Origin of the sequence: Streptomyces narbonensis, assembly GCF_014649015.1 — a bacterium.
Taxonomy (GTDB): domain Bacteria; phylum Actinomycetota; class Actinomycetes; order Streptomycetales; family Streptomycetaceae; genus Streptomyces; species Streptomyces narbonensis.
The window spans coordinates 132,425-153,147 of the sequence record NZ_BMSF01000003.1; the positions used below are offsets into that span (position 1 = coordinate 132,425).

At 70.6% G+C, this 20,723-nt stretch carries 17 protein-coding genes; 5 read left to right on the forward strand and 12 right to left on the reverse strand.

Going from position 1 to position 20,723, the window contains the following annotated elements; translation table 11 throughout:
* Nucleotides 1-2 precede the first annotated feature (2 nt).
* From IE124_RS06655 to IE124_RS06665, 3 genes are all read right to left on the reverse strand, one after another.
* Nucleotides 3-1,124, reverse strand: a complete 1,122-nt coding sequence (locus IE124_RS06655) for an amidohydrolase family protein (protein WP_189505775.1) — start codon at nucleotides 1,122-1,124, stop codon at nucleotides 3-5.
* Between the two features lie 70 nt (nucleotides 1,125-1,194).
* Nucleotides 1,195-1,515 carry a hypothetical protein gene (locus IE124_RS06660; protein WP_189505777.1) on the reverse strand — a complete coding sequence of 107 codons (321 nt, stop codon included), beginning with the start codon at nucleotides 1,513-1,515 and terminating at the stop codon, nucleotides 1,195-1,197.
* 133 nt (nucleotides 1,516-1,648) lie between these two features.
* Nucleotides 1,649-2,602: a heme o synthase gene (locus tag IE124_RS06665; protein WP_370468737.1), complete on the reverse strand. Its 954-nt coding sequence runs from the start codon at nucleotides 2,600-2,602 to the stop codon at nucleotides 1,649-1,651.
* Between the two features lie 308 nt (nucleotides 2,603-2,910).
* Between IE124_RS06665 and tkt the strand changes: the two genes are divergently transcribed.
* From tkt to pgl, 5 genes are read left to right on the forward strand one after another with little or no spacing between them, the layout of a single operon-like run.
* Nucleotides 2,911-4,998: a transketolase gene (tkt, locus tag IE124_RS06670; protein ID WP_189505781.1), complete on the forward strand. Its 2,088-nt coding sequence runs from the start codon at nucleotides 2,911-2,913 to the stop codon at nucleotides 4,996-4,998.
* Between the two features lie 36 nt (nucleotides 4,999-5,034).
* Nucleotides 5,035-6,153 (forward strand): transaldolase, encoded by a 1,119-nt coding sequence (gene tal, locus IE124_RS06675; protein WP_189505783.1) that lies wholly within the window; start codon nucleotides 5,035-5,037, stop codon nucleotides 6,151-6,153.
* Nucleotides 6,154-6,158: 5 nt separating this feature from the next.
* Entirely contained in the window at nucleotides 6,159-7,691 is a 1,533-nt protein-coding gene (zwf, locus tag IE124_RS06680; protein WP_189505785.1) for a glucose-6-phosphate dehydrogenase, read from the forward strand.
* Nucleotides 7,688-8,761, forward strand: a complete 1,074-nt coding sequence (opcA, locus tag IE124_RS06685) for a glucose-6-phosphate dehydrogenase assembly protein OpcA (RefSeq protein WP_189505787.1) — start codon at nucleotides 7,688-7,690, stop codon at nucleotides 8,759-8,761. The genes zwf and opcA overlap by 4 nt, the downstream gene beginning before the upstream one ends.
* Nucleotides 8,758-9,540: a 6-phosphogluconolactonase gene (gene pgl / locus IE124_RS06690; RefSeq protein ID WP_189505790.1), complete on the forward strand. Its 783-nt coding sequence runs from the start codon at nucleotides 8,758-8,760 to the stop codon at nucleotides 9,538-9,540. Before opcA ends, pgl begins: the two co-directional genes overlap by 4 nt.
* Nucleotides 9,541-9,565: 25 nt before the next feature.
* Here the strand turns inward: pgl and IE124_RS06695 are convergent, their stop codons facing one another.
* The 9 genes from IE124_RS06695 to IE124_RS06735 form a co-directional block, all read right to left on the reverse strand.
* Entirely contained in the window at nucleotides 9,566-11,089 is a 1,524-nt protein-coding gene (locus IE124_RS06695) for a PH domain-containing protein (RefSeq protein ID WP_189506411.1), read from the reverse strand.
* 44 nt (nucleotides 11,090-11,133) lie between these two features.
* The gene (locus IE124_RS06700; protein WP_189505792.1) at nucleotides 11,134-11,634 is read right to left on the reverse strand and encodes a PH domain-containing protein; all 501 of its coding nucleotides are present in this window, start codon (nucleotides 11,632-11,634) and stop codon (nucleotides 11,134-11,136) included.
* Nucleotides 11,635-11,638: 4 nt separating this feature from the next.
* On the reverse strand, nucleotides 11,639-13,303 hold the full coding sequence (gene pgi / locus IE124_RS06705) for a glucose-6-phosphate isomerase (RefSeq protein ID WP_189506412.1): 1,665 nt from the start codon (nucleotides 13,301-13,303) through the stop codon (nucleotides 11,639-11,641).
* Between the two features lie 216 nt (nucleotides 13,304-13,519).
* A complete protein-coding gene (locus IE124_RS06710) occupies nucleotides 13,520-13,855 on the reverse strand; it encodes an RNA polymerase-binding protein RbpA (RefSeq protein WP_189505794.1) in 336 nt (111 codons plus the stop codon).
* A 77-nt stretch (nucleotides 13,856-13,932) separates the two neighbouring features.
* Nucleotides 13,933-14,163 carry a preprotein translocase subunit SecG gene (gene secG / locus IE124_RS06715; protein ID WP_030205174.1) on the reverse strand — a complete coding sequence of 77 codons (231 nt, stop codon included), beginning with the start codon at nucleotides 14,161-14,163 and terminating at the stop codon, nucleotides 13,933-13,935.
* A 109-nt stretch (nucleotides 14,164-14,272) separates the two neighbouring features.
* Nucleotides 14,273-15,049 (reverse strand): triose-phosphate isomerase, encoded by a 777-nt coding sequence (tpiA, locus tag IE124_RS06720; RefSeq protein ID WP_189505796.1) that lies wholly within the window; start codon nucleotides 15,047-15,049, stop codon nucleotides 14,273-14,275.
* Between the two features lie 7 nt (nucleotides 15,050-15,056).
* Entirely contained in the window at nucleotides 15,057-16,268 is a 1,212-nt protein-coding gene (locus IE124_RS06725; RefSeq protein WP_189505798.1) for a phosphoglycerate kinase, read from the reverse strand.
* Between the two features lie 111 nt (nucleotides 16,269-16,379).
* Nucleotides 16,380-17,390 carry a type I glyceraldehyde-3-phosphate dehydrogenase gene (gene gap, locus IE124_RS06730; RefSeq protein WP_141298418.1) on the reverse strand — a complete coding sequence of 337 codons (1,011 nt, stop codon included), beginning with the start codon at nucleotides 17,388-17,390 and terminating at the stop codon, nucleotides 16,380-16,382.
* Nucleotides 17,391-17,609: 219 nt separating this feature from the next.
* Nucleotides 17,610-20,561 carry a M14 family metallopeptidase gene (locus tag IE124_RS06735; protein WP_189505800.1) on the reverse strand — a complete coding sequence of 984 codons (2,952 nt, stop codon included), beginning with the start codon at nucleotides 20,559-20,561 and terminating at the stop codon, nucleotides 17,610-17,612.
* Nucleotides 20,562-20,723 lie beyond the last annotated feature (162 nt).

Here is a 20,723-nt window from a genome sequence, read left to right on the forward strand (position 1 = left end):
TATCAACGGGGACTGACAGCGGGTCCGAGGCGGTAGACGCGGCGGGCGTTCCCCGCCGCGATCATCGTGGCGACGCGCTGGGCGTCCGGGGGTGACCAGGCGCCGTCCATCACCCACTCCCCCAGCACCCGCGTGAGCGCCGAGCGGAAGACGCCCGCCGCGACGACGTGCAGCTCGGGCAGTCCGTGGGCGCCGCTGGAGAACAGCAGCTTCCCGAAGGGCGCCGACTCCAGGACCTCGGCGAGGACGGCCGCCGCCCGGGCGCCGGTGTGGGCGAGGGCCGGGCCGAGGTCGGCGTACACGTGCGGATGGACGACGGTCAGGTGCGCCGCCGCGCGGTGGTGCGGGTAGGCGTGCAGCAGGACGAGGTCGGCGCCGAGCCCCGTGGTGGCTGCGGCGAAGGCGCCGAGGACGGCCGGATCGAGGTCCCGGGTGTGCAGCTGGAGCGGGCGGCCGGCGGTGATGGCGATCCAGAGGAGGTGCCGCAGCAGGACGGGGTCGGTGAGCCGCCCGCCGGCGGGGCGGCCGGCCAGCCAGCGTCCGGCCGCGCCGCGCACCTCCCCCGGTCCCGGTGGCTCGGGCGTCGTCGCGAGCCCTCGGCGTGCGCCCTCCAGCGAGGTGAAGGCCACGGCGTTCACGGCGGCGCCGTGGACGGCCTCGGCGAGGTTGGCGAGGAAGGCGTCGACGGTCCCCGAGGTGTCGGCGACCTGTTCGGCGAGGGGTTCGAGGCGGACGATCTCGTGGGCCTCCGCGCCGGCCGTGGCGGCGATCTCGGCCGGCCGGGTCAGGTCACCGGCGACCCCCGTGTCCACGAGGTACGTGGAGATCCCGGAGGCCCTGAGCAGCCGTCGGCCCGCCTCGACGACGCCGAGCTCGCGACGGCGGGCGAGGTAGCGGGCGGGCGGGCAGTGCGGTTCGAGGCCGAGGAGCGGCGGGCACCAGCGCCGTACCGCGAATCCCGTCTGCGTGTCGAAGAAGGTCGTCCCGGCGGCGGGCAGCCCGGGCGGACCGCCCCGCCGGTCGCCGAGGTGCGCGCCGAGGTGGGTCTCGAAGGTGCCCAGGCCGAGCTCCGTACGGAGCACTCCGTGGCAGTACTGGTCCACGAGGCTCGGCGTGTCGATCATCTCGGGGGGCTCCCTGTGTGGACGTGTCTCCACACGTCCTAACGGGTGAGCCCCGCGCGAGGTTGTTGCCTCAGCCGTTGGAGGGGCCGCCGATCTGGATGCCGGCCATCCGGCTCCACTCGTACGGGCCGGTGACGACCTTGGCGGCGAACTCGCCGTCGAACTCCTCGTGGAGCGTGAGACCGGCCTTCTCGGCCGCCTGCTTCGCGATCTCGTGGGTCGGCGCGACGAGGTCGCCCCAGGCGCCGTCGGTGCCGACGAGGACGATCCGGGTGCCCGCCTGGCCGATGTGCGCGAGGTGCCCCTCGGTGCCGCCGTGCTCCTTGGAGAAGGCCTTGATCTCCTTGGCGAGCCGGGCCGCCTTGCGCTCTTCCTGCTTCGTTTCTGCCATGAAAGGGATGCTACCGAGGGGTAGATCTACTGGCGACGGCCGGGTCACGTGGCCTATCCCACGTGACCCGGCCGTCGGCCGAGCGAATCATCTGAGCGGAGAACGCCCGGGGGCGTGTCCGGCGAATCGGGCGCTAGCGGAGGAAGGGGTCCACCGCGACGGCCACGAAGAGCAGCGAGACGTAGGTGATGGACCAGTGGAAGAGGCGCATCTCCTTGAGCTTCGCTCCGGTGGCGCCCGACTTCGCGCGGTTCAGCAGCCCGTGCGCCTCCCACAGCCACCAGCCGCCGGTCAGCAGCGCGACGGCCGTGTAGAACCAGCCGGTGTAGCCGAGCGGGGTGAGCAGCAGGGAGACGGCGACCATCACCCAGCTGTAGGCGACGATCTGCTTGGCCACGACCTTGTTGGAGGCGAGGACCGGGAGCATCGGCACGCCGGCGCGGGCGTAGTCCTCCTTCACCTTCATCGACAGCGGCCAGTAGTGCGGCGGCGTCCAGAAGAAGATGACGAGGAAGAGGATGATCGCGGCCCACGACATCGAGTTGGTGACGGCCGACCAGCCGATGAGCACCGGCAGGCAGCCGGCGATGCCGCCCCAGACGATGTTCTGCGCGGTCCGCCGCTTGAGGATCATCGTGTAGACGACCACGTAGAAGAGGAGCGCGCCGAGCGAGAGCGCGGCGGAGAGCCAGTTGACCAGCAGGCCGAACCACAGCGTGGAGATCACCGCGAGGCTGAGGCCGAAGACGAGGCCCTCACGCGGCGTGAGCACGCCGGTGACCAGCGGACGCTGCGAGGTGCGGTCCATCAGCGCGTCGATGTCGCGGTCGATGTACATGTTCAGCGCGTTGGCGCCGCCCGCGGACAGGTAGCCGCCGAAGCAGGTGGCGAGCACCAGCCACAGGTTCGGCACGCCCTGCTCGGCAAGGAACATCACCGGAACGGTCGTGATGAGCAGCAGTTCGATGATTCGCGGCTTGGTCAGCGCCACGTATGCCTTGACGCGGGCCCCGAACGGCCGATGGCCCCCCGGGCTGGGAGTCAAGACGACCCCTGCGGGTCGGGACTCGACGGCCGTCACGCACACCCCTGACAGAGAATTTCCCAGCAAGCTCCCCGTATGAAGACGGGGTGAAGCTTGCGCGTACCACGCCACTGTAGACGTTGCCCAGACGCCGATCTTCGCGGGGGTGGGGTCGTGTTGGAGGGGTGTGTCCCAAGGCGTGGACACCGCTCGGGAGGCGAACTCACACGGCCACCGGCAGTCTTGCTCTGTCCGCTCATTTGAGGCGCCCACACACGAAAAGAGGGGGCTTCTTCAGGGGTAGGCTCGACACCGCCGGTACACCCTCAGTCACCGGCTTCAGAACATGTGGAGAGGAGCCCTGACCCAGGGTGAGCACTAAGCCGACCACCACAGACCTCGAGTGGACCGAATTGGACCAGCGGGCCGTCGACACCGCCCGCGTCCTGGCCGCGGACGCCGTACAGAAGGTCGGCAACGGCCATCCCGGTACGGCGATGAGCCTGGCGCCCGCCGCGTACACCCTCTTCCAGAAGGTGATGCGGCACGACCCGGCCGACCCCGAGTGGGTCGGGCGCGACCGGTTCGTCCTCTCCGCCGGCCACTCGTCCCTGACCCTTTACACCCAGCTGTACCTGGGTGGCTTCGGTCTCGAACTGGACGACCTGAAGGCCTTCCGCACCTGGGGCTCGAAGACCCCCGGTCACCCGGAGTACGGTCACACGGCCGCCGTCGAGACGACCACGGGCCCGCTGGGCCAGGGTGTCGCCAATGCCGTGGGCATGGCGATGGCCGCCCGCTACGAGCGCGGCCTGTTCGACCCGGAGGCGGCCCCCGGCACCTCCCCGTTCGACCACCGGATCTACGCGATCGCCGGTGACGGCTGCCTCCAGGAGGGCATCTCCGCGGAGGCGTCCTCGCTGGCCGGCCACCAGAAGCTCGGCAACCTGATCCTGCTGTGGGACGACAACCACATCTCGATCGAGGGCGACACCGAGACCGCTGTGTCCGAGGACACGATGAAGCGGTACGAGGCGTACGGCTGGCACGTCCAGCGCGTCGAGCCGCAGGCCAACGGCGACCTGGACCCGGCCGCGCTGTACACGGCGATCAAGGCCGCCGAGGCCGAGACCGAGCGTCCGTCGTTCATCGCGATGCGCTCGATCATCGCCTGGCCCGCGCCGAACGCGCAGAACACCGAGGCCGCGCACGGCTCGGCGCTCGGCGACGAGGAGATCGCGGCCACCAAGCGCGTCCTCGGCTTCGACCCGGAGCAGACCTTCGAGGTCACCGACGAGGTCATCGCGCACACCCGCTCGCTCGGCGACCGGGGCCGTGAGGCCCGTGGCGCCTGGGAGAAGTCGCTCGCCGAGTGGCGTACGGCCAACCCGGAGCGCGCCGCCGAGTTCGACCGCATCCAGGCGAACGAGCTGCCGGCCGGCTGGGAGGAGAAGCTCCCCGTCTTCGAGGCCGGCAAGGGCGTCGCCACCCGCGCGGCCTCGGGCAAGGTCCTCCAGGCGCTCGGCGCGGTCATCCCGGAGCTGTGGGGCGGCTCGGCCGACCTGGCCGGCTCGAACAACACGACGATCGACAAGACCTCGTCGTTCCTGCCCGAGGGCAACCCGCTGCCGGAGGCCGACCCGTACGGCCGCACGATCCACTTCGGCATCCGCGAGCACTCGATGGCCGCGGAGATGAACGGCATCGCGCTGCACGGCAACACGCGGATCTACGGCGGCACCTTCCTGGTGTTCTCCGACTACATGCGCAACGCCGTGCGTCTGTCGGCGCTGATGCACCTGCCGGTGACGTACGTCTGGACGCACGACTCGATCGGCCTGGGCGAGGACGGCCCGACCCACCAGCCGGTGGAGCACCTGGCCTCGCTGCGCGCGATCCCGGGCCTGAACGTGGTCCGCCCCGCCGACGCCAACGAGACGGCGATCGCCTGGCGCGAGATCATGAAGCGGCACACCAAGGTCTTCGGCAAGGGCGCGCCGCACGGTCTCGCCCTCACCCGCCAGGGTGTGCCGACCTACGCGTCGAACGAGAACGCGGCCAAGGGCGGCTACGTGCTCTTCGAGGCCGAGGGCGGCCCCGCCGAGCTCGTGCTGATCGCGACCGGCTCCGAGGTGCACCTGGCCGTCGAGGCCCGCGAGCAGCTCCAGGCCGCCGGTGTCCCGACCCGCGTGGTCTCGATGCCGTCCGTCGAGTGGTTCGAGGAGCAGGACCAGGCGTACAAGGACTCCGTCCTGCCGCCGTCGGTCAAGGCCCGCGTCGCGGTCGAGGCCGGCATCGGCCTCACCTGGCACCGCTACGTCGGGGACGCCGGCCGGATCGTCTCGCTGGAGCACTTCGGTGCCTCGGCGGACGCGAAGGTCCTCTTCCGCGAGTTCGGGTTCACGCCGGAGGCGATCGTCGCCGCCGCGCGGGAATCTCTCGACGCCGTCGCGCGCTGACGCGAATACGTACGACTTAATGGAGATGCAACTCTCATGACAGACGCTCTCAAGCGCCTCTCCGACGAAGGCGTCGCGATCTGGCTGGACGACCTCTCGCGCAAGCGGATCACGTCCGGCAACCTGGCCGAGCTCATCGACCAGAGCCACGTGGTCGGTGTGACCACGAACCCGTCGATCTTCCAGAAGGCCATCTCCTCGGGTGACGGTTACGAGCAGCAGCTCGCCGATCTCGCCGCCCGCAAGGTGACCGTCGACGAGGCCATCCGCATGATCACGACGGCGGACGTCCGCGACGCCGCCGACATCCTGCGGCCGGTCTTCGAGGCGACCGACGGCCAGGACGGCCGGGTCTCCATCGAGGTCGACCCCCGCCTGGCCCACGAGACGGTCGCCACCGTCGCCGAGGCCAAGCAGCTGGCCTGGCTGGTGGACCGCCCCAACACGCTGATCAAGATTCCGGCCACCAAGGCGGGTCTGCCGGCGATCACCGAGGTCATCGGCCTCGGCATCAGCGTCAACGTGACGCTGATCTTCTCGCTGGAGCGCTACCGCGCGGTCATGGACGCCTACCTGGCGGGTCTCGAGAAGGCCCGCGAGCGTGGCCTCGACCTCTCGAAGATCCACTCCGTGGCGTCCTTCTTCGTGTCCCGCGTGGACTCGGAGATCGACAAGCGCCTGGACGGCATCGGCACCGACGACGCCAAGGCGCTCAAGGGCAAGGCCGCGCTGGCCAACGCCCGTCTGGCCTACGAGGCGTACGAGGAGGTCTTCTCCTCCGACCGCTGGAGCGCCCTGGACAAGGCGCAGGCCAACAAGCAGCGTCCGCTGTGGGCCTCGACCGGCGTCAAGGACCCGGCCTACAAGGACACGCTGTACGTCGTGGACCTGGTCGCCCCCGGCACGGTCAACACCATGCCGGAAGCGACCCTGGAGGCCACCGCCGACCACGGCGAGGTCGCCGGTGACACCGTGCGCGGCACGTACGACCAGTCCCGCGCGGAGCTGGCCGCCATCGCGAAGCTGGGCATCAGCTACGACGAGGTCGTGCAGCTCCTGGAGGACGAGGGCGTCGACAAGTTCGAGGCGTCCTGGAACGACCTGCTCAAGTCCACCGAGGCGGAGCTCTCGCGCCTCGCACCTTCGGAGGCGTAAGCACTTTGAGCGCAGTCCACGGAGCCAACCCGCTCCGTGACGCCGCAGACCGACGGCTCCCGCGTATCGCGGGGCCGTCGGGTCTGGTGATCTTCGGCGTCACGGGCGATTTGTCCCGTAAGAAGCTGATGCCTGCCGTCTACGACCTGGCCAACCGCGGCCTGCTGCCGCCGGGCTTCTCGCTCATCGGCTTCGCCCGCCGCGAGTGGCAGGACGAGGACTTCGCGCAGGAGGTCTACGAGGCCGTCAAGCAGCACGCGCGCACCCCGTTCCGCGAGGAGGTGTGGCAGCAGCTGATCCAGGGCATGCGGTTCGTCCAGGGCGACTTCGACGACGACGAGGCCTTCGAGAAGCTGAAGTCCACCGTCGAGGAGCTGGACAAGGCGCAGGGCACCGGCGGCAACTTCGCCTTCTACCTCTCCGTGCCGCCGAAGTTCTTCCCGCTCGTCGTCCAGCAGCTGAAGAAGCACGGCCTGGCCGACCAGAAGAACGGCTCCTGGCGCCGCGCCGTCATCGAGAAGCCCTTCGGCCACGACCTGGTCTCCGCCAAGGAGCTCAACGAGGTCGTCCACGAGGTCTTCCCGCCCGAGGCGGTCTTCCGGATCGACCACTACCTCGGCAAGGAGACCGTCCAGAACATCCTGGCGCTCCGCTTCGCCAACACCCTCTTCGAGCCGATCTGGAACCGGTCGTACGTCGACCACGTGCAGATCACCATGGCCGAGGACATCGGCATCGGCGGCCGGGCCGGGTACTACGACGGCATCGGCGCCGCCCGTGACGTCATCCAGAACCACCTCCTCCAGCTGCTCGCGCTGACCGCGATGGAGGAGCCCGCCTCCTTCGACGCCGACGCGCTCGCCGCCGAGAAGACCAAGGTCCTCGGCGCGGTGAAGATCCCCAAGGACCTGGGCGAGTCCACGGTCCGCGGCCAGTACGCGGCCGGCTGGCAGGGCGGCGAGAAGGCCGTCGGCTATCTCCAGGAAGACGGCATCGACCCCCAGTCGAAGACCGACACCTACGCGGCCGTGAAGCTGGAGATCGACAACCGCCGCTGGGCGGGCGTCCCCTTCTACCTCCGTACGGGCAAGCGCCTCGGCCGCCGCGTCACCGAGATCGCGGTCGTCTTCCAGCGCGCCCCGCACTCCCCCTTCGACCACACCGCGACCGAGGAACTCGGCCGGAACGCCATCGTGATCCGGGTCCAGCCGGACGAGGGCGTGACGATGCGCTTCGGCTCCAAGGTGCCCGGCACCCAGATGGAGATCCGGGACGTGTCGATGGACTTCGCGTACGGCGAGTCCTTCACCGAGTCCAGCCCCGAGGCGTACGAGCGGCTCATCCTCGACGTCCTGCTCGGCGACTCGAACCTCTTCCCGCGCGTCGAGGAGGTCGAGCTGTCCTGGAAGATCCTCGACCCGATCGAGCAGTTCTGGGACACGCACGGCAAGCCCGCGCAGTACCAGTCCGGGACCTGGGGTCCGGTCGAGGCGGACGAGATGCTCGCACGAGACGGACGGAGCTGGCGCAGGCCATGAAGACCGACCTGACGGACACCACGTCCTCCAAGATCAACAAGGCGCTGGTGCTCGGGCGGCGGGCGATCGGCACGCCGGCCGTCGGCATGGTGCTCACCCTCGTGATCGTCACCGACGAGGAGAACGCCTACGACGCGCTGAAGGCGGCCAACGAGGCGTCCCGCGAGCACCCCTCGCGGACCCTCGTCGTCATCAAGCGGGTCTCGCGCTCCCCGCGGGACCGCGCCAAGGCACGACTCGACGCCGAGGTCCGCCTCGGCGCCGACGCCAGCACCGGCGAAACGGTTGTCCTCCGGCTGTACGGCGAGGTCGTCGACCACGCCCAGTCGGTGGTGCTTCCGCTGCTCCTCCCGGACGCGCCCGTCGTCGTCTGGTGGCCGGTGAACGCGCCGACCGACCCGGCGAACGACCCGCTGGGCGCGCTCGCCCAGCGCCGGGTGACCGACACGTACGCCGCCGAGCAGCCCATCCAGGAGCTGACGGCGCGCGCGGACGCGTACACCCCGGGCGACACGGACCTCGCGTGGACCCGGATCACCCCGTGGCGTTCGATGCTCGCCGCCGCGCTCGACCAGGTCGTGTGCGAGGTCACCTCGGCCGAGGTCGAGGGCGAGGAGTTCAACCCGAGCGTCGAGCTGCTCGCGATGTGGCTGGCCGACCGGCTGAAGGTGCCGGTGCGGCGCTCGAAGTCGACGGGGCCCGGTCTCACCTCCGTACGGATGGAGACCAGCTCCGGACCGATCGTGCTGGACCGGCCGGACGGCTCGCTCGCGACGCTCTCCATCCAGGGTCAGCCGGACCGGGGCGTGGCGCTCAAGCGCCGCGAGACGGCCGAGCTGATCGCGGAGGAGCTGCGCCGGCTCGACCCGGACGACACCTACGCGACGGCGCTCAAGTTCGGTCTCGAACGGCTCGACGAGGAGGCGGCGACCGTCGCTCCCGAGGCCGCGGCTCCCGAGGCCGCGGCTCCCGAGGCCGCGGCTCCCGTCGAGGCGGCCGGGGTCGTGGAGTCGGCCCCGGCGAAGCCCGCCTCCAAGAAGGCCCCGGCCAGGAAGGCGGCGGCCAAGTGAGCGCCCCCCAGCTGGTCGTCCACCGTGACAAGGAGCTGATGGCGCAGGCCGCCGCGGCCCGGCTGATCACGAAGATCGTCGACGCCCAGGCCACCCGCGGCTCCGCCTCGGTGGTGCTGACCGGCGGACGCAACGGCAACGGCCTGCTGGCGGCGCTCGGTACGGCGCCCGCGCGGGACGCGGTCGACTGGTCGCGGCTGGACCTGTGGTGGGGCGACGAGCGCTTCCTGCCCGAGGGCGACCCCGAGCGGAACGTCACCCAGGCCCGTGAGGCGCTGCTCGACCGGGTGCCTCTCGACCCGGCGCGGGTGCACGCCATGCCGGCCTCGGACGGGCCGTACGGCGCCGATGTCGAAGCGGCCGCCGCCGCGTACGCGGAGGAGCTGGCCGCCGCGGCGGGTCCCGGTGACCATGCCGGGGTGCCGACCTTCGACGTGCTGATGCTGGGCGTCGGCCCGGACACGCACGTGGCCTCGCTCTTCCCCGAGCTGCCGGCGGTCCGCGAGACCGAGCGGACGGTCGTGGGGGTGCACGGCGCTCCCAAGCCGCCGCCGCTCCGGGTCTCCCTGACGCTGCCGGCGATCAGGGCGGCCAAGGAGGTCTGGCTGCTCGCGGCCGGCGAGGACAAGGCGAAGGCAGCGGCGATCGCGCTGTCCGGTGCGGGCGAGGTGCAGGCCCCGGCGGCGGGTGCCTACGGCCGCTCGCGCACCCTGTGGCTGCTCGACGCGGCGGCCGCCTCGGAGCTGCCGCGAAGCCTGTATCCGCCGGCTTCGGCCTGATTCGACGACACCCCGGAGGCCCGGTTCACTGCTCGGTGGACCGGGCCTCCGGCGTCGGTACGGGCTCGGTGAAGGGCGCGGGGAGGCCGGGTACGGGCTCGATGAAGGGAGCGAGGAGGTCGGGTACGGCGTCGGAGGCGAAGGCCAGGCCCTGGCTCTCGCCCGCGTCGTAGATGTCGTACGCGCCGGCGCCGGCCGCCGTCGTGGCGGTCAGCGTGAGGATGCCCGCGCGGCGCTGGAAGTACGACTGCTTGACGGTCCAGCCGATGATGCCGGAGCGCTGGAGGGCGACCGTGGTGCGGCGGACCGTACCCGAACGGGTCACCAGGTAGTTGCCGGTGACGCCGTGTCCGAGACTGCGGTACGCGTCGCGGGCGAGGAGCACGGCGAGCGGGGTGAGGACGACGGCGCAGCCCACCGCCACGTACAGCAGGACCGGGGTGAGGAGGAGCCCGAGCCCGGCGAGGAGGGCGACCGGGGCCGCTACGGTCCACAGGGCCCAGCGCAGCCGGCGGGTGCGGGCGGCGCGGGGGTGGGCGGTGAGCGGCGTCCCGGTGGGCGGCTGCGGCTCGCGCAGGACCTGGGCGGCGACCCGGTCGGCGAGCTCCCGGGGAACGGCCGGCAGCAGGGTCTTGAGGTCGGAGTGCTTGTCCCCGTCGTCCTTCGCGAGGCCGGTGGCGACGGCGTCGACGCGGGCGGCCCCGGCCAGGCGCACCCCGAGCGGCTCGACGACCTCGATCCCGCGCAGCCGGCGCTCCTCAATGGAGACCGAGCGCGCGGTGAGGAGTCCGCGGCGGACGCGCAGGGTGCCGCCGGGCTCTCGCTCCAGGCGGTGGTTCCACCACATCTCGACCCAGAGCCCGAGGGCTCCGACGGCCCCGGCGATGGTGGCGATGAGGACCAGGTCGACGAGCATCCAGGCGAGGGAGACATCCCGGAAGCGGTCCCCCATCCAGTCGATCACCTCGGCCTGGGCGCCGAACCACTCGCTGACCTGCATGACGGATCCGGCGGCCGCGCCGCCGAGGGCCGGGGTGAGGAAGGAGACCGGGGCGTAGCGGATCCAGCGCGGGTCGACGGTGGCGAGGGCGCCGTCGTCGGGCGTACCGGCGGGGTCGACGGCGGCGCGGGCGAGGAGTTCACGGCGGAGGAGCTCGCCCTCGACGCGGGTGACCAGGTCGAGTTCGAGCGTGGACTCGCTGCCGCCGGTGCTCTCGCCGGTGCCGATGCGGACCTTGACGAGGCCGAGGAGGCGCTGGAGGGGGTTTGCGGTGAGGTCGACGCTGCGGATGCGCTCACGGGCCAGGGAGCGGCGCTTTATCAGGAGGAGCCCGGTGTGGAGTTCGACCCGCTCGGGGCCGATCCGGTAGCGGGTGCGGCGCCAGCGGACGTAGTCGGCGGCGGTGCCGCCGAGGACGAGGAGGAGCGCCCCGGCGAGGACCCAGGAGAGGGCCTGCCACAGCGGCCGGGAGCCGGCGAGGCCGAGCGTCGTGGGCAGCCCGGCGCCGCCGGCCACACCGCACAGGACGGCGGCGGTGGCCAGCAGCATGCGCCGGTCGAGGCGCCGCCACTCCTCGCCTGTTCCGGCGCCGCTCACGTGGCGTCCCCGGGGGTGGCCTGGGTGAGGGCCGTGAGCCGTTCGCCGAGTTGGGCGGCGAGCTCGTGGTCGAGGCCCGCGATCCGCAGGGCGCCCTTCGAGGAGGCGGTGGTCACCGTGACCGTGCCCAGCCGGAAGAGCTGCTCCAGCGGGCCGCGTACGGTGTCGACCGTCTGGATCCGGGACATCGGGGCGATCCGCCACTCCTGCCAGAGGGCTCCGGTGCGGACGTAGACGGCCTCGTCGGTGACCTCCCAGCGGTGCACCCGGAACCACCATGCGGGGAAGAACGCGGCGCAGCCGAGGCCCAGGGCCGCGACGGCCCCGGCCGCGAGCAGCAGCCAGAACCGGGCGGGCCCGATGAGCGCGCCGAGGACGGCGAGGATCACCACCGGCACGGCGGTGGTCACCAGGAGCTGGCTCCGCCACCAGGCGACGGCCCGCTCGTCCACGGCGTTCCTGGGCGGCCGCAGCCGCACCGCGTTCTCCCCCGTCATGCGATCAGCCCCGGTCGCGCAGCGCGCGGTAGGCCGAGACGAGACCGGCGGTCGAGCTGTCGAGCTGCTCGCCGCCCCGGACCCCGTCGGCACCCGTCAGGACCGGCTCGATCTTCTTGGCGAGGACCTTGCCGAGTTCGACGCCCCACTGGTCGAAGGAGTCGATGTTCCAGATCGCGCCCTGGACGAAGACCTTGTGCTCGTAGAGCGCGATCAGCTGGCCGAGGACGGACGGGGTGAGCGCGTCGGCCAGGATCGTGGTGGTCGGGTGGTTGCCCTGGAAGGTCTTGTGCGGGACGAGTTCCTCGGGGACGCCCTCGGCCCGTACCTCCTCGGGCGTCTTGCCGAAGGCGAGTGCCTGGGTCTGGGCGAAGAAGTTGGCCATCAGCAGGTCGTGCTGGGCGACGAGGCCGGGGAGGAGGTCGGCGACGGGCCGGGCGAAGCCGATGAAGTCGGCCGGGATGACCTTGGTGCCCTGGTGGATCAACTGGTAGTAGGCGTGCTGTCCGTTGGTGCCGGGGGTGCCCCAGACGACGGGGCCGGTCTGCCAGTCGACCGGGTTGCCCTCGCGGTCCACCGACTTGCCGTTGGACTCCATGTCGAGCTGCTGGAGGTAGGCGGTGAACTTCGACAGGTAGTGGGAGTACGGCAGTACGGCGTGCGACTGGGCGTCGAAGAACGCGCCGTACCAGACGCCGAGGAGGCCGAGGAGCAGCGGCGCGTTCTCCTCGGGCGGGGCGGTGCGGAAGTGCTCGTCGACGAGGTGGAAGCCGTCGAGCATCTCGCGGAAGCGCTCCGGGCCGATGGCGATCATCAGGGAGAGGCCGATGGCGGAGTCGTAGGAGTAGCGGCCGCCGACCCAGTCCCAGAACTCGAACATGTTCGTGGTGTCGATGCCGAACTGCTCGACCTTCTCGGCGTTGGTCGAGAGAGCCACGAAGTGCTTGGCGACGGCCTCCTGGCCGGCTCCGAGTCCGGCGAGCAGCCAGTCGCGGGCGGAGGTGGCGTTGGTGATCGTCTCGATGGTGGTGAAGGTCTTCGAGGCGACGATGAAGAGTGTCTCGGCCGGGTCGAGGTCGCGGACGGCCTCGTGGAGGTCGGCGCCGTCCACGTTGGAGACGAAACGCAGCGTCAGGTCCCGCTGGGTGAAGGAGCGGAGGACCTCGTAGGCCATGGCGGGGCCGAGGTCGGAGCCGCCGATGCCGATGTTCACGACGTTCTTGACAGGCTTGCCGGTGTGGCCGGTCCACTCGCCCGCCCGGACCTTGTCGGAGAAGGCGGCCATCTTGTCGAGGACGGCGTGGACAGCGGGGACGACGTTCTCCCCGTCGACCTCGATCACGGCCCCGCGCGGGGCGCGCAGCGCGGTGTGGAGGACCGCGCGGTCCTCGGTGGTGTTGATCTTCTCGCCGCGGAACATGGCGTCGCGCAGCTCGGCCACGCCGGTGGCGGCGGCGAGTTCGCGCAGCAGGGTCAGCGTCTCGTCGGTGACGAGGTGCTTGGAGTAGTCCAGGTGGAGGTCGCCGACCCGCAGGGTGTGGTCGGTGCCGCGGGCCGGGTCCGCGGCGAAGAGCTCACGCAGATGGGTGTCGCCCAGCTGCTCACGGTGCTTTCCGAGGGCGGCCCACTCGGGCAGCCGGTTCAGCCTGGTGCGGCCTTCGTTGTTCATCTCGGACATCGCCCACTTCTTCTCGTATGTCTGCCCCGCTGCCCCTCCAACCTAATTGATCAGAGGGGCCGACGACGCTACGGCGAGCACGAAGAGCGCCACGGCCACGAGGGCGGGTGTGTGCGGTCCCGGGTCGGCGGCCGGAAACACGAAACGGGCCCTGCCCGCGAACTCGGTTCGCGGGCAGGGCCCGTTCGTCACATCGTCACACCACGCTCAGATCTCGCCGCGCAGTTTGGCCAGCGCCTCGGCGAGGATCGCCTCGCCGTCCGCGTCGCTGCGCCGCTCCCGCACATAGGCGAGATGGGTCTTGTACGGCTCCGTGCGCGGCGGGTCCGGCGGGTTGTCCCGGTCCTGACCTGCCGGGAAGCCGCACCGTGGGCAGTCCCAGGTCTCCGGGACCGCCGCGTCGCTGGCGAAGCTCGGCTGCGTCTCGTGCCCGTTCGAGCACCAGAAGGAGATGCGGGCGCGCGGCGCCGATTCGCCCCGCTCGGCCTCGCCCATCGGCCCCGCTCCGACCCGGCTTCCCCGGATCGCGTTGCCACTTGCCACGGTCGTAACTCCCTGCGTGATGGTGCTCGAAGATGCCCCAGTCTACGTAAGGCCCAACGCGCGTCCAGTGATTGGAGTTACCCGTCCAACTTCATCAGAAGGCCAAGTACCACAATGCAGGCGAACCAGAGCAGACCGACCACAACCGTGATCCGGTCGAGGTTGCGCTCGGCGACCGAGGAACCACCGACGGACGACTGCATGCCGCCACCGAACATGTCGGAGAGGCCGCCGCCCTTCCCCTTGTGCATCAGCACGAGCAGCATCAGCAGCGCGCTGAAGACGATCAGGGCGATCGAGAACCCCATAACCACGGCTGGACCAACTTCCTCGGACTTATACGGACGGGGGCCGGGCACCTGCCCGACCCCCGCAAGGGTACGACGTAACTCCGCTACCGCATACTCACCGGTGAGGTCACTGGTCGCGGAAGCGCACGATCTTGACGAACTCGTCGGCGTCCAGCGCCGCGCCGCCCACCAGGGCGCCGTCGACATCCGGCTGCGCCATGATCGCGGCGACGTTGCCGGACTTGACCGAGCCGCCGTACTGGATGCGGACCTTGTCGGCCAGCTCCTGCGAGTACAGCTCCGCGAGACGGCCGCGGATCGCCCCGCAGACCTCCTGCGCGTCCTCGGGGGTGGCGACCTCGCCGGTGCCGATGGCCCACACGGGCTCGTACGCGATCACGATGGTCTCGGCCTGCTCGGCCGGGACGTCCTTCAGGCCGCCGTCGAGCTGGGCGAGCGTGTACTCGACCTGGTTGCCCGCCTTGCGGATGTCCAGGCCCTCGCCGACGCAGAGGATCGGGGTCAGGCCGTTCTTGAAGGCGGCCTTCACCTTGGCGTTGCAGACCTCGTCGTTCTCGGCGTGGTACTGGCGGCGCTCGGAGTGGCCGACGGCCACATAGGCGCACTTGAACTTGGCCAGCATCGAGCCCGAGATCTCACCGGTGTAGGCACCGGAGTCGTGCGCCGAGAGGTCCTGGGCGCCGTACTTGATCTTGAGCTTGTCGCCGTCGATCAGGGTCTGGACCGACCGCAGGTCGGTGAAGGGGACGAGGACCGCGACCTCACAGGCGTCGTAGTCCTTGTCGGTCAGGGCGAAGGCGAGCTTCTGGACGTGGGCGATGGCCTCGAGGTGGTTGAGGTTCATCTTCCAGTTGCCCGCCATCAGCGGGGTGCGGGTGCTCATTTAGGGGTCAGCCCTCCAGTGCGGCGAGGCCGGGCAGCGTCTTGCCCTCGAGGTACTCGAGGGAGGCGCCACCGCCGGTCGAAATGTGGCCGAATGCGTTCTCGTCGAAGCCCAGCGTGCGCACGGCGGCGGCGGAGTCGCCACCACCGACGACCGTGAAGGCCGGGGAGTCGACGAGCGCCTGGGCGACGGCCTTGGTGCCCTCGGCGTAGTCGGGGTGCTCGAAGACGCCCATCGGACCGTTCCAGAAGACGGTGCCGGCGTCGGCGAGCTTCGAGGCGTAGAGCTTACGGGTCTCCGGACCGATGTCCAGGCCCTCCTCGTCCGCCGGGATGGCGTCCGCGGCGACCGTGGTCGGGTTGGCCGGAGCCTTGGTCTTGAGGTCCGGGAACTCGGTCGAGACCAGGACGTCGACGGGGAGGACGAACTCCACGCCACGCTCCTCGGCTCGCTTCAGGTAGTCCAGGACCGCGGGGATCTGGTCCTTCTGGAGCAGCGAGATGCCGACCTCGTGGCCCTGGGCCTTGAGGAAGGTGTACGCCATGCCGCCGCCGATGAGGATGCGGTCGGCCTTCTCCAGGAGGTGGTCGATGACCCCGAGCTTGTCGGAGACCTTGGCGCCGCCGAGGACGACCACGTACGGCCGCTGGACATCGTCCGTGAGCTTCCTCAGGACGCCGACCTCGGTGGCGATCAGGTAGCCCGCGGCGTGCGGGAGGCGCGCCGGGAGGTCGAAGACCGAGGCGTGCTTGCGGTGCACGGCACCGAAGCCGTCGCCGACGTACAGGTCGGCGAGGGCGGCCAGCTGGTCCGCGAAGGCGCCGCGCTCGGCGTCGTCCTTCGAGGTCTCGCCGGCGTTGAACCGGAGGTTCTCGATCACGGCGACCCGGCCGTCGGCGAGGCCGGCGACGGTGGCGGTGGCGGACTCGCCGACCGTGTCGGTCGCGAAGGCCACCTCGGCGCCGAGCAGCTCACCGAGCCGCGCGGCGGCCGGGGCGAGGGAGAACGCCGGGTCCGGGGCGCCCTTGGGGCGGCCCAGGTGCGAGGCGACCACGACGCGGGCGCCGGCGCCGGCGAGCGCCTTCACCGTGGGGACGACGGCGCGGATGCGGCCGTCGTCGGTGATGGTCGTGCCTTCGAGGGGCACGTTGAGGTCGGCGCGGACGAACACCCGCTTGCCGGAGACGCCTTCGGCGAGAAGCTCGTCGATCGTCTTCATCTGTCACAGACTCCTTGGTACGCGGTGGAGCACACAAACAGGGCTCGCACAGCGCGGCATTGCGCTGCCCGAGCCCTGCTCACATCGAAAGCCTGCCCTGAACCCTAGAGCTTAGAGCTGGCCGCCGACGAAGACGGTGAGGTCGACGAGACGGTTGGAGTAGCCCCACTCGTTGTCGTACCAGCCGAGGATCTTGACCGTGTTGCCTTCCTGGACCATGGTCAGGGAGGCGTCGAAGGTGCAGGACGCCGGGTCGCTGACGATGTCCGAGGAGACGATCGGGTCCTCGGTGTAGTAGAGGATGCCCTTGAGGTCGCCGTCGTCGGCGGCCTTCTTGAACGCGGCGTTGACCTCGTCCTTGGTGACCTCGCGGTCGAGGGTGACGACGAGGTCGGTGGCGGAACCGGTCGGGACCGGGACGCGCATCGCGATGCCGTCGAGCTTGCCCTTGAGCTGCGGGAGGACCAGGGCGGTGGCCTTGGCGGCGCCCGTCGTGGTCGGGATGATGTTCTCCGCGGCGGCGCGGGCGCGGCGCAGGTCCTTGTGCGGGAAGTCCAGGATGCGCTGGTCGTTGGTGTACGCGTGGACCGTGGTCATCAGGCCCTTGACGATGCCGAAGTTCTCGTCGAGAACCTTCGCCATCGGCGCGACACAGTTGGTGGTGCAGGACGCGTTCGAGATGACGTGGTGGTTGGCCGCGTCGTACTTGTCCTGGTTGACACCCATGACGATGGTGATGTCCTCGTCGGAGGCCGGAGCCGAGATGAGGACCTTCTTGGCGCCGCCCGCGATGTGCTTCTCGGCGTCGGCCTTCTTCGTGAAGATGCCGGTCGACTCGATGACGATGTCGACGCCCAGCTGGCCCCAGGGGATGTCGGCCGGGTTGCGCTCGGAGAGGACCTTGATGGTGTGACCGTCGACGGTGATGGTGTCGGCGGTGTGGGTGACCTCGGCCTTGAGGCGTCCCAGGATGGTGTCGTACTTCAGCAGGTGTGCCGTGGTCTCGGTGTCACCCAGGTCGTTGACGGCCACGATCTCGATGTCAGCACCCTGATCAAGGAGCGCGCGGAAGTAGTTCCGGCCGATGCGGCCAAAGCCGTTGATGCCTACGCGGATCGTCACGAACCGATCTCCTCGTTAGCTACGCCGGTGTACTCGACGCCGGCGAGATTTTTGTTTTTTAGGGATGTCCCCGACCGCTTACGACCCTACCCCTCCGGGCCCCTCGGAGTGACATCGCGCGCATCCGCGCGTGCCCGGAAAGTGAGGGAAGACGGCCGACGACCCGTACCTACCAACGGGTACGAGCCGCCATGGGACCTTTGTCCCCACTACTCTCCGTCAGCGCCGGAGCACCCCGAGGGCGCGCCCGACGATGCGTCCCCGCTCGGTCGCACCGGGCACGTGCTCAAGGCCGTAGCCGAGGAGGACGGTGTCACGGGTGGTGACCGCGGCCTGGGAGTGGAAGAGCGCCGCGGAGCGCGTCCAGTCCGTGCCGTTGCCGGGACTTCCCTCCGGTGCGCCCGGGACGGTCCAGGCTCCGAGGCCGGTCTCGAAGCCCTCCGCCTCCGTGGTGGCGCCGGTGACGAGCCGGGTGTCGTCGACGAAGGCGCCGGTCTCGCCCGTACCCGGGTCGGAGACGTACGAGATCGACAGCTCGACCTGCTTGCCGGCCCAGGCGCTCAGGTCGACGGAGGCCTGGCGCCAGCCGTTGGAGGGGCCGGTGAAGGCGTTCCAGGAGCCGCTGGTGCCGTTGGCCGCGCAGCCGTCCTCGCCGACGGTGAGGTAGCGGGCGAGGAAGGGGTGGTCGCGGACGTAGTAGCCCTCGCCGCAGTCCGCCGGGGGTGCGGCGGAGGTGCCGCCGTTGCGGTCGGGCAGCGTCGTCCAGTCGTCCTGGCCGACGGTGTGGGCCTCGACGATCAGGTTGTCGTAGCCGGGCTCGGTGTCGTAGCTGACCTGGAAGTCGAGGCGGGGACCGTCCGCGGCGGTGACGCCGGTGAGGTCGACGGTCCTGCTGAGCCGGGCCCAGGTGCCGTCGGCGTGCTTGACGGCCGCGAAGGTCGCGCCCTCCGCGGGCTCGAAGGGGGTGCGGACGCCCGGGTAGTCACCGGCGGAGGCGCTGCTCGCGAACTGCGGGAACTCGGTCGGCTTCAGGGTGTCCGACGTGACGGTGTACGCGCCGGCGTTGTCCAGCGGGTTGTCGGGGGCGGCGCCGAGGCGCGCGCCGACGCCCGCGAAGGCTCCGGTGCCGGCGAAGGCGGGCGGCTGCCCGAGCCCGGCCCGGTGGTAGGCGCCGAGGTAGTACTGGGCGAAGTCGTTGGTCTCGGCCCGGCCGACCACGGTGAGTCCGCCGGACTTCTCACCGGCGTTGATCAGCTTGCCGCCCTCGTTGAGGTAGGCGCGGACGGCGAGCTGGGTGGGCCCGGAGGGACGCTCGGCGCCGGTGTACCAGACGACGGTACGGAAGTGGGAGAGCACGCCGAGGGCGTCCGGGGTGCCCTGGGTGGCGACGTCCCAGACGGCGGCCTTGCGGCCGTTGTCGGCGAGCGCCTTCACATAGGCGGCGGTGTGCTTCGCTGCGGTGGTGCCGCCCTCGTCGGCGAGGACGAGCACGTCGCCGCGGGGCCGCTCGGCCACCTTGTAGGTGAAGGGGGCGGAGGCGGTGGCCCGGCCCTCACGGGTACGGGCGGTGAAGCGGACCTCGACGGTGTCGCCGGGCCGGGCGCCCTCGACCTCCGCGCGGTACTCGTCGAAGTAGAGGTTGTCCTCTCCGCCGTAGGTCTCGCCGCCCTTCCAGGCGTCGAGCCCCTCGCGGTGGGTGCGCCCGCCGTTGATGCGGTAGGTGAGCGTCTTGTCACGCAGGGACTTGCGCGCGGTGACGGCGACCTCCTGCTCCCCGCCGCGGGCGTAGGAGGTGGTGAAGGCGGCCGGGGTGAAGTCGGGGGCCTCGGTGCCGACCGGGGAGACGGGCCGGTCCGGGCGGGCGGCGCTCTCGGCGACGGCGAGCGCGAAGGGGATGTTCTTCGCGAACTCGGCCTGGATCAGCTTCTCGTCGTCCGGGAAGGTGAAGACGGAGGCGCAGTCGGCCGGGTTCCAGGCGTCGTTCGGATCGACTCGGGAGGCGGTGGCGCAGGTCGACATCTCCGGGGTGAACATCTGCATCCGGTTGACGTTGGCCGCGTGTCCGTCGGCCTCGCCGTTGGTGATGTACAGCTCCGAGGAGACCTGCGGCCGGTAGCCGGGCACGGCCGACTTCTGCGGAGTGCCGGCGAGCGCCTTGAGGGCGATGTCGTCGGGGGTGTCGGTGGCGACCTGCCAGCCGACGCCGTACAGCAGGAGCTGGGCGGCCGAGTGGTAGTTGATGCCGTACGAGAAGCCGATCCGCTTCTGGAAGGCGTCCAGGGCCTTGGTCTCGGGCTCCGACATGGGGCCGGTGCCGCGGAAGGTCTCGTCGGCCGGGTCGGGGGACGAACCCTCGTTGTCGTAGCCCCACTTGTAGGCGAAGTTGCGGTTGAGGTCGACGCCGTCGCCCGGCGTGATCCGCCCGTCGCCGTCGTTGTCCCGGAGGTTCTTGCGCCACTGCCGGTTGTCGGGGTCGGCGTGGGTGAAGTCGTAGCCGTCCGGGTTGGCGGAGAGCACGAACCACAGCTCGGTGGTGTCGACGATCCGGGTGATCCGCTCGTCCTTGCCGTAGCCGTCGAGGTAGTGGTGGAGCAGCCGCCGCGTCATCTCGGGGGTGATCCACTCGCGCGCGTGCTGGTTGGACATGTACAGCGTGGCGGGCTTGGAGCCGTCCTTGGCGCGCTGGGCGCCCTTGCTGACCTTGAGGGCGAGGATGTCCTGGCCCTTGAGGGTCTTGCCGATGGAGACGACCTTGGTGATGCCGGAATTGGCCCGGGCGGTGTCCAGGATCTCCTGCTTGAGGCCGTTCGGGCCGCTGTACGGGCGGAAGACGCCGTCGCCCGCGGCGGCGACCCTCTTCTCGGCCTGGGCGGACAGGTCGTGTTCGGCGAGTTCGACGCCCTGGCCGCGCAGCTGCCCGGCCTGCCGGTCGGTGAGGAACAGTTCGACCGTCGCGGAGCCCTTGTCGGGCACCTGCTCGGTCATCTCGTGGGCGTCGGCCCCGGCTTCGAGGAGCAGCGAGACCTGCTCCTTGGTGACCTCGGCGCGCCATACGGAGAGGGCGTCGCCGCCGTCCCGGTTGTTCGGCTGTGCTCCGGCGACGGGTGCCGCCGCCACTCCAGCGATCAGCAGTGAAGCCGCGGCGAGGATCGATCTCGCTCTGCGTCTCATGAGCCCCCCTTGCTGTTGCCTGCCACGAAGGTGAACAGACGCCAGGCTCATGGGCGCTCATGGGCCTGTCAAGGGTGCCTCGCCGGTGTACGAGAAAGCTGCCGGTGCCTCAGAAAGGCACCGACAGCTCGGAGTTCGGAATTCCGTACGACGGGGTCGGCG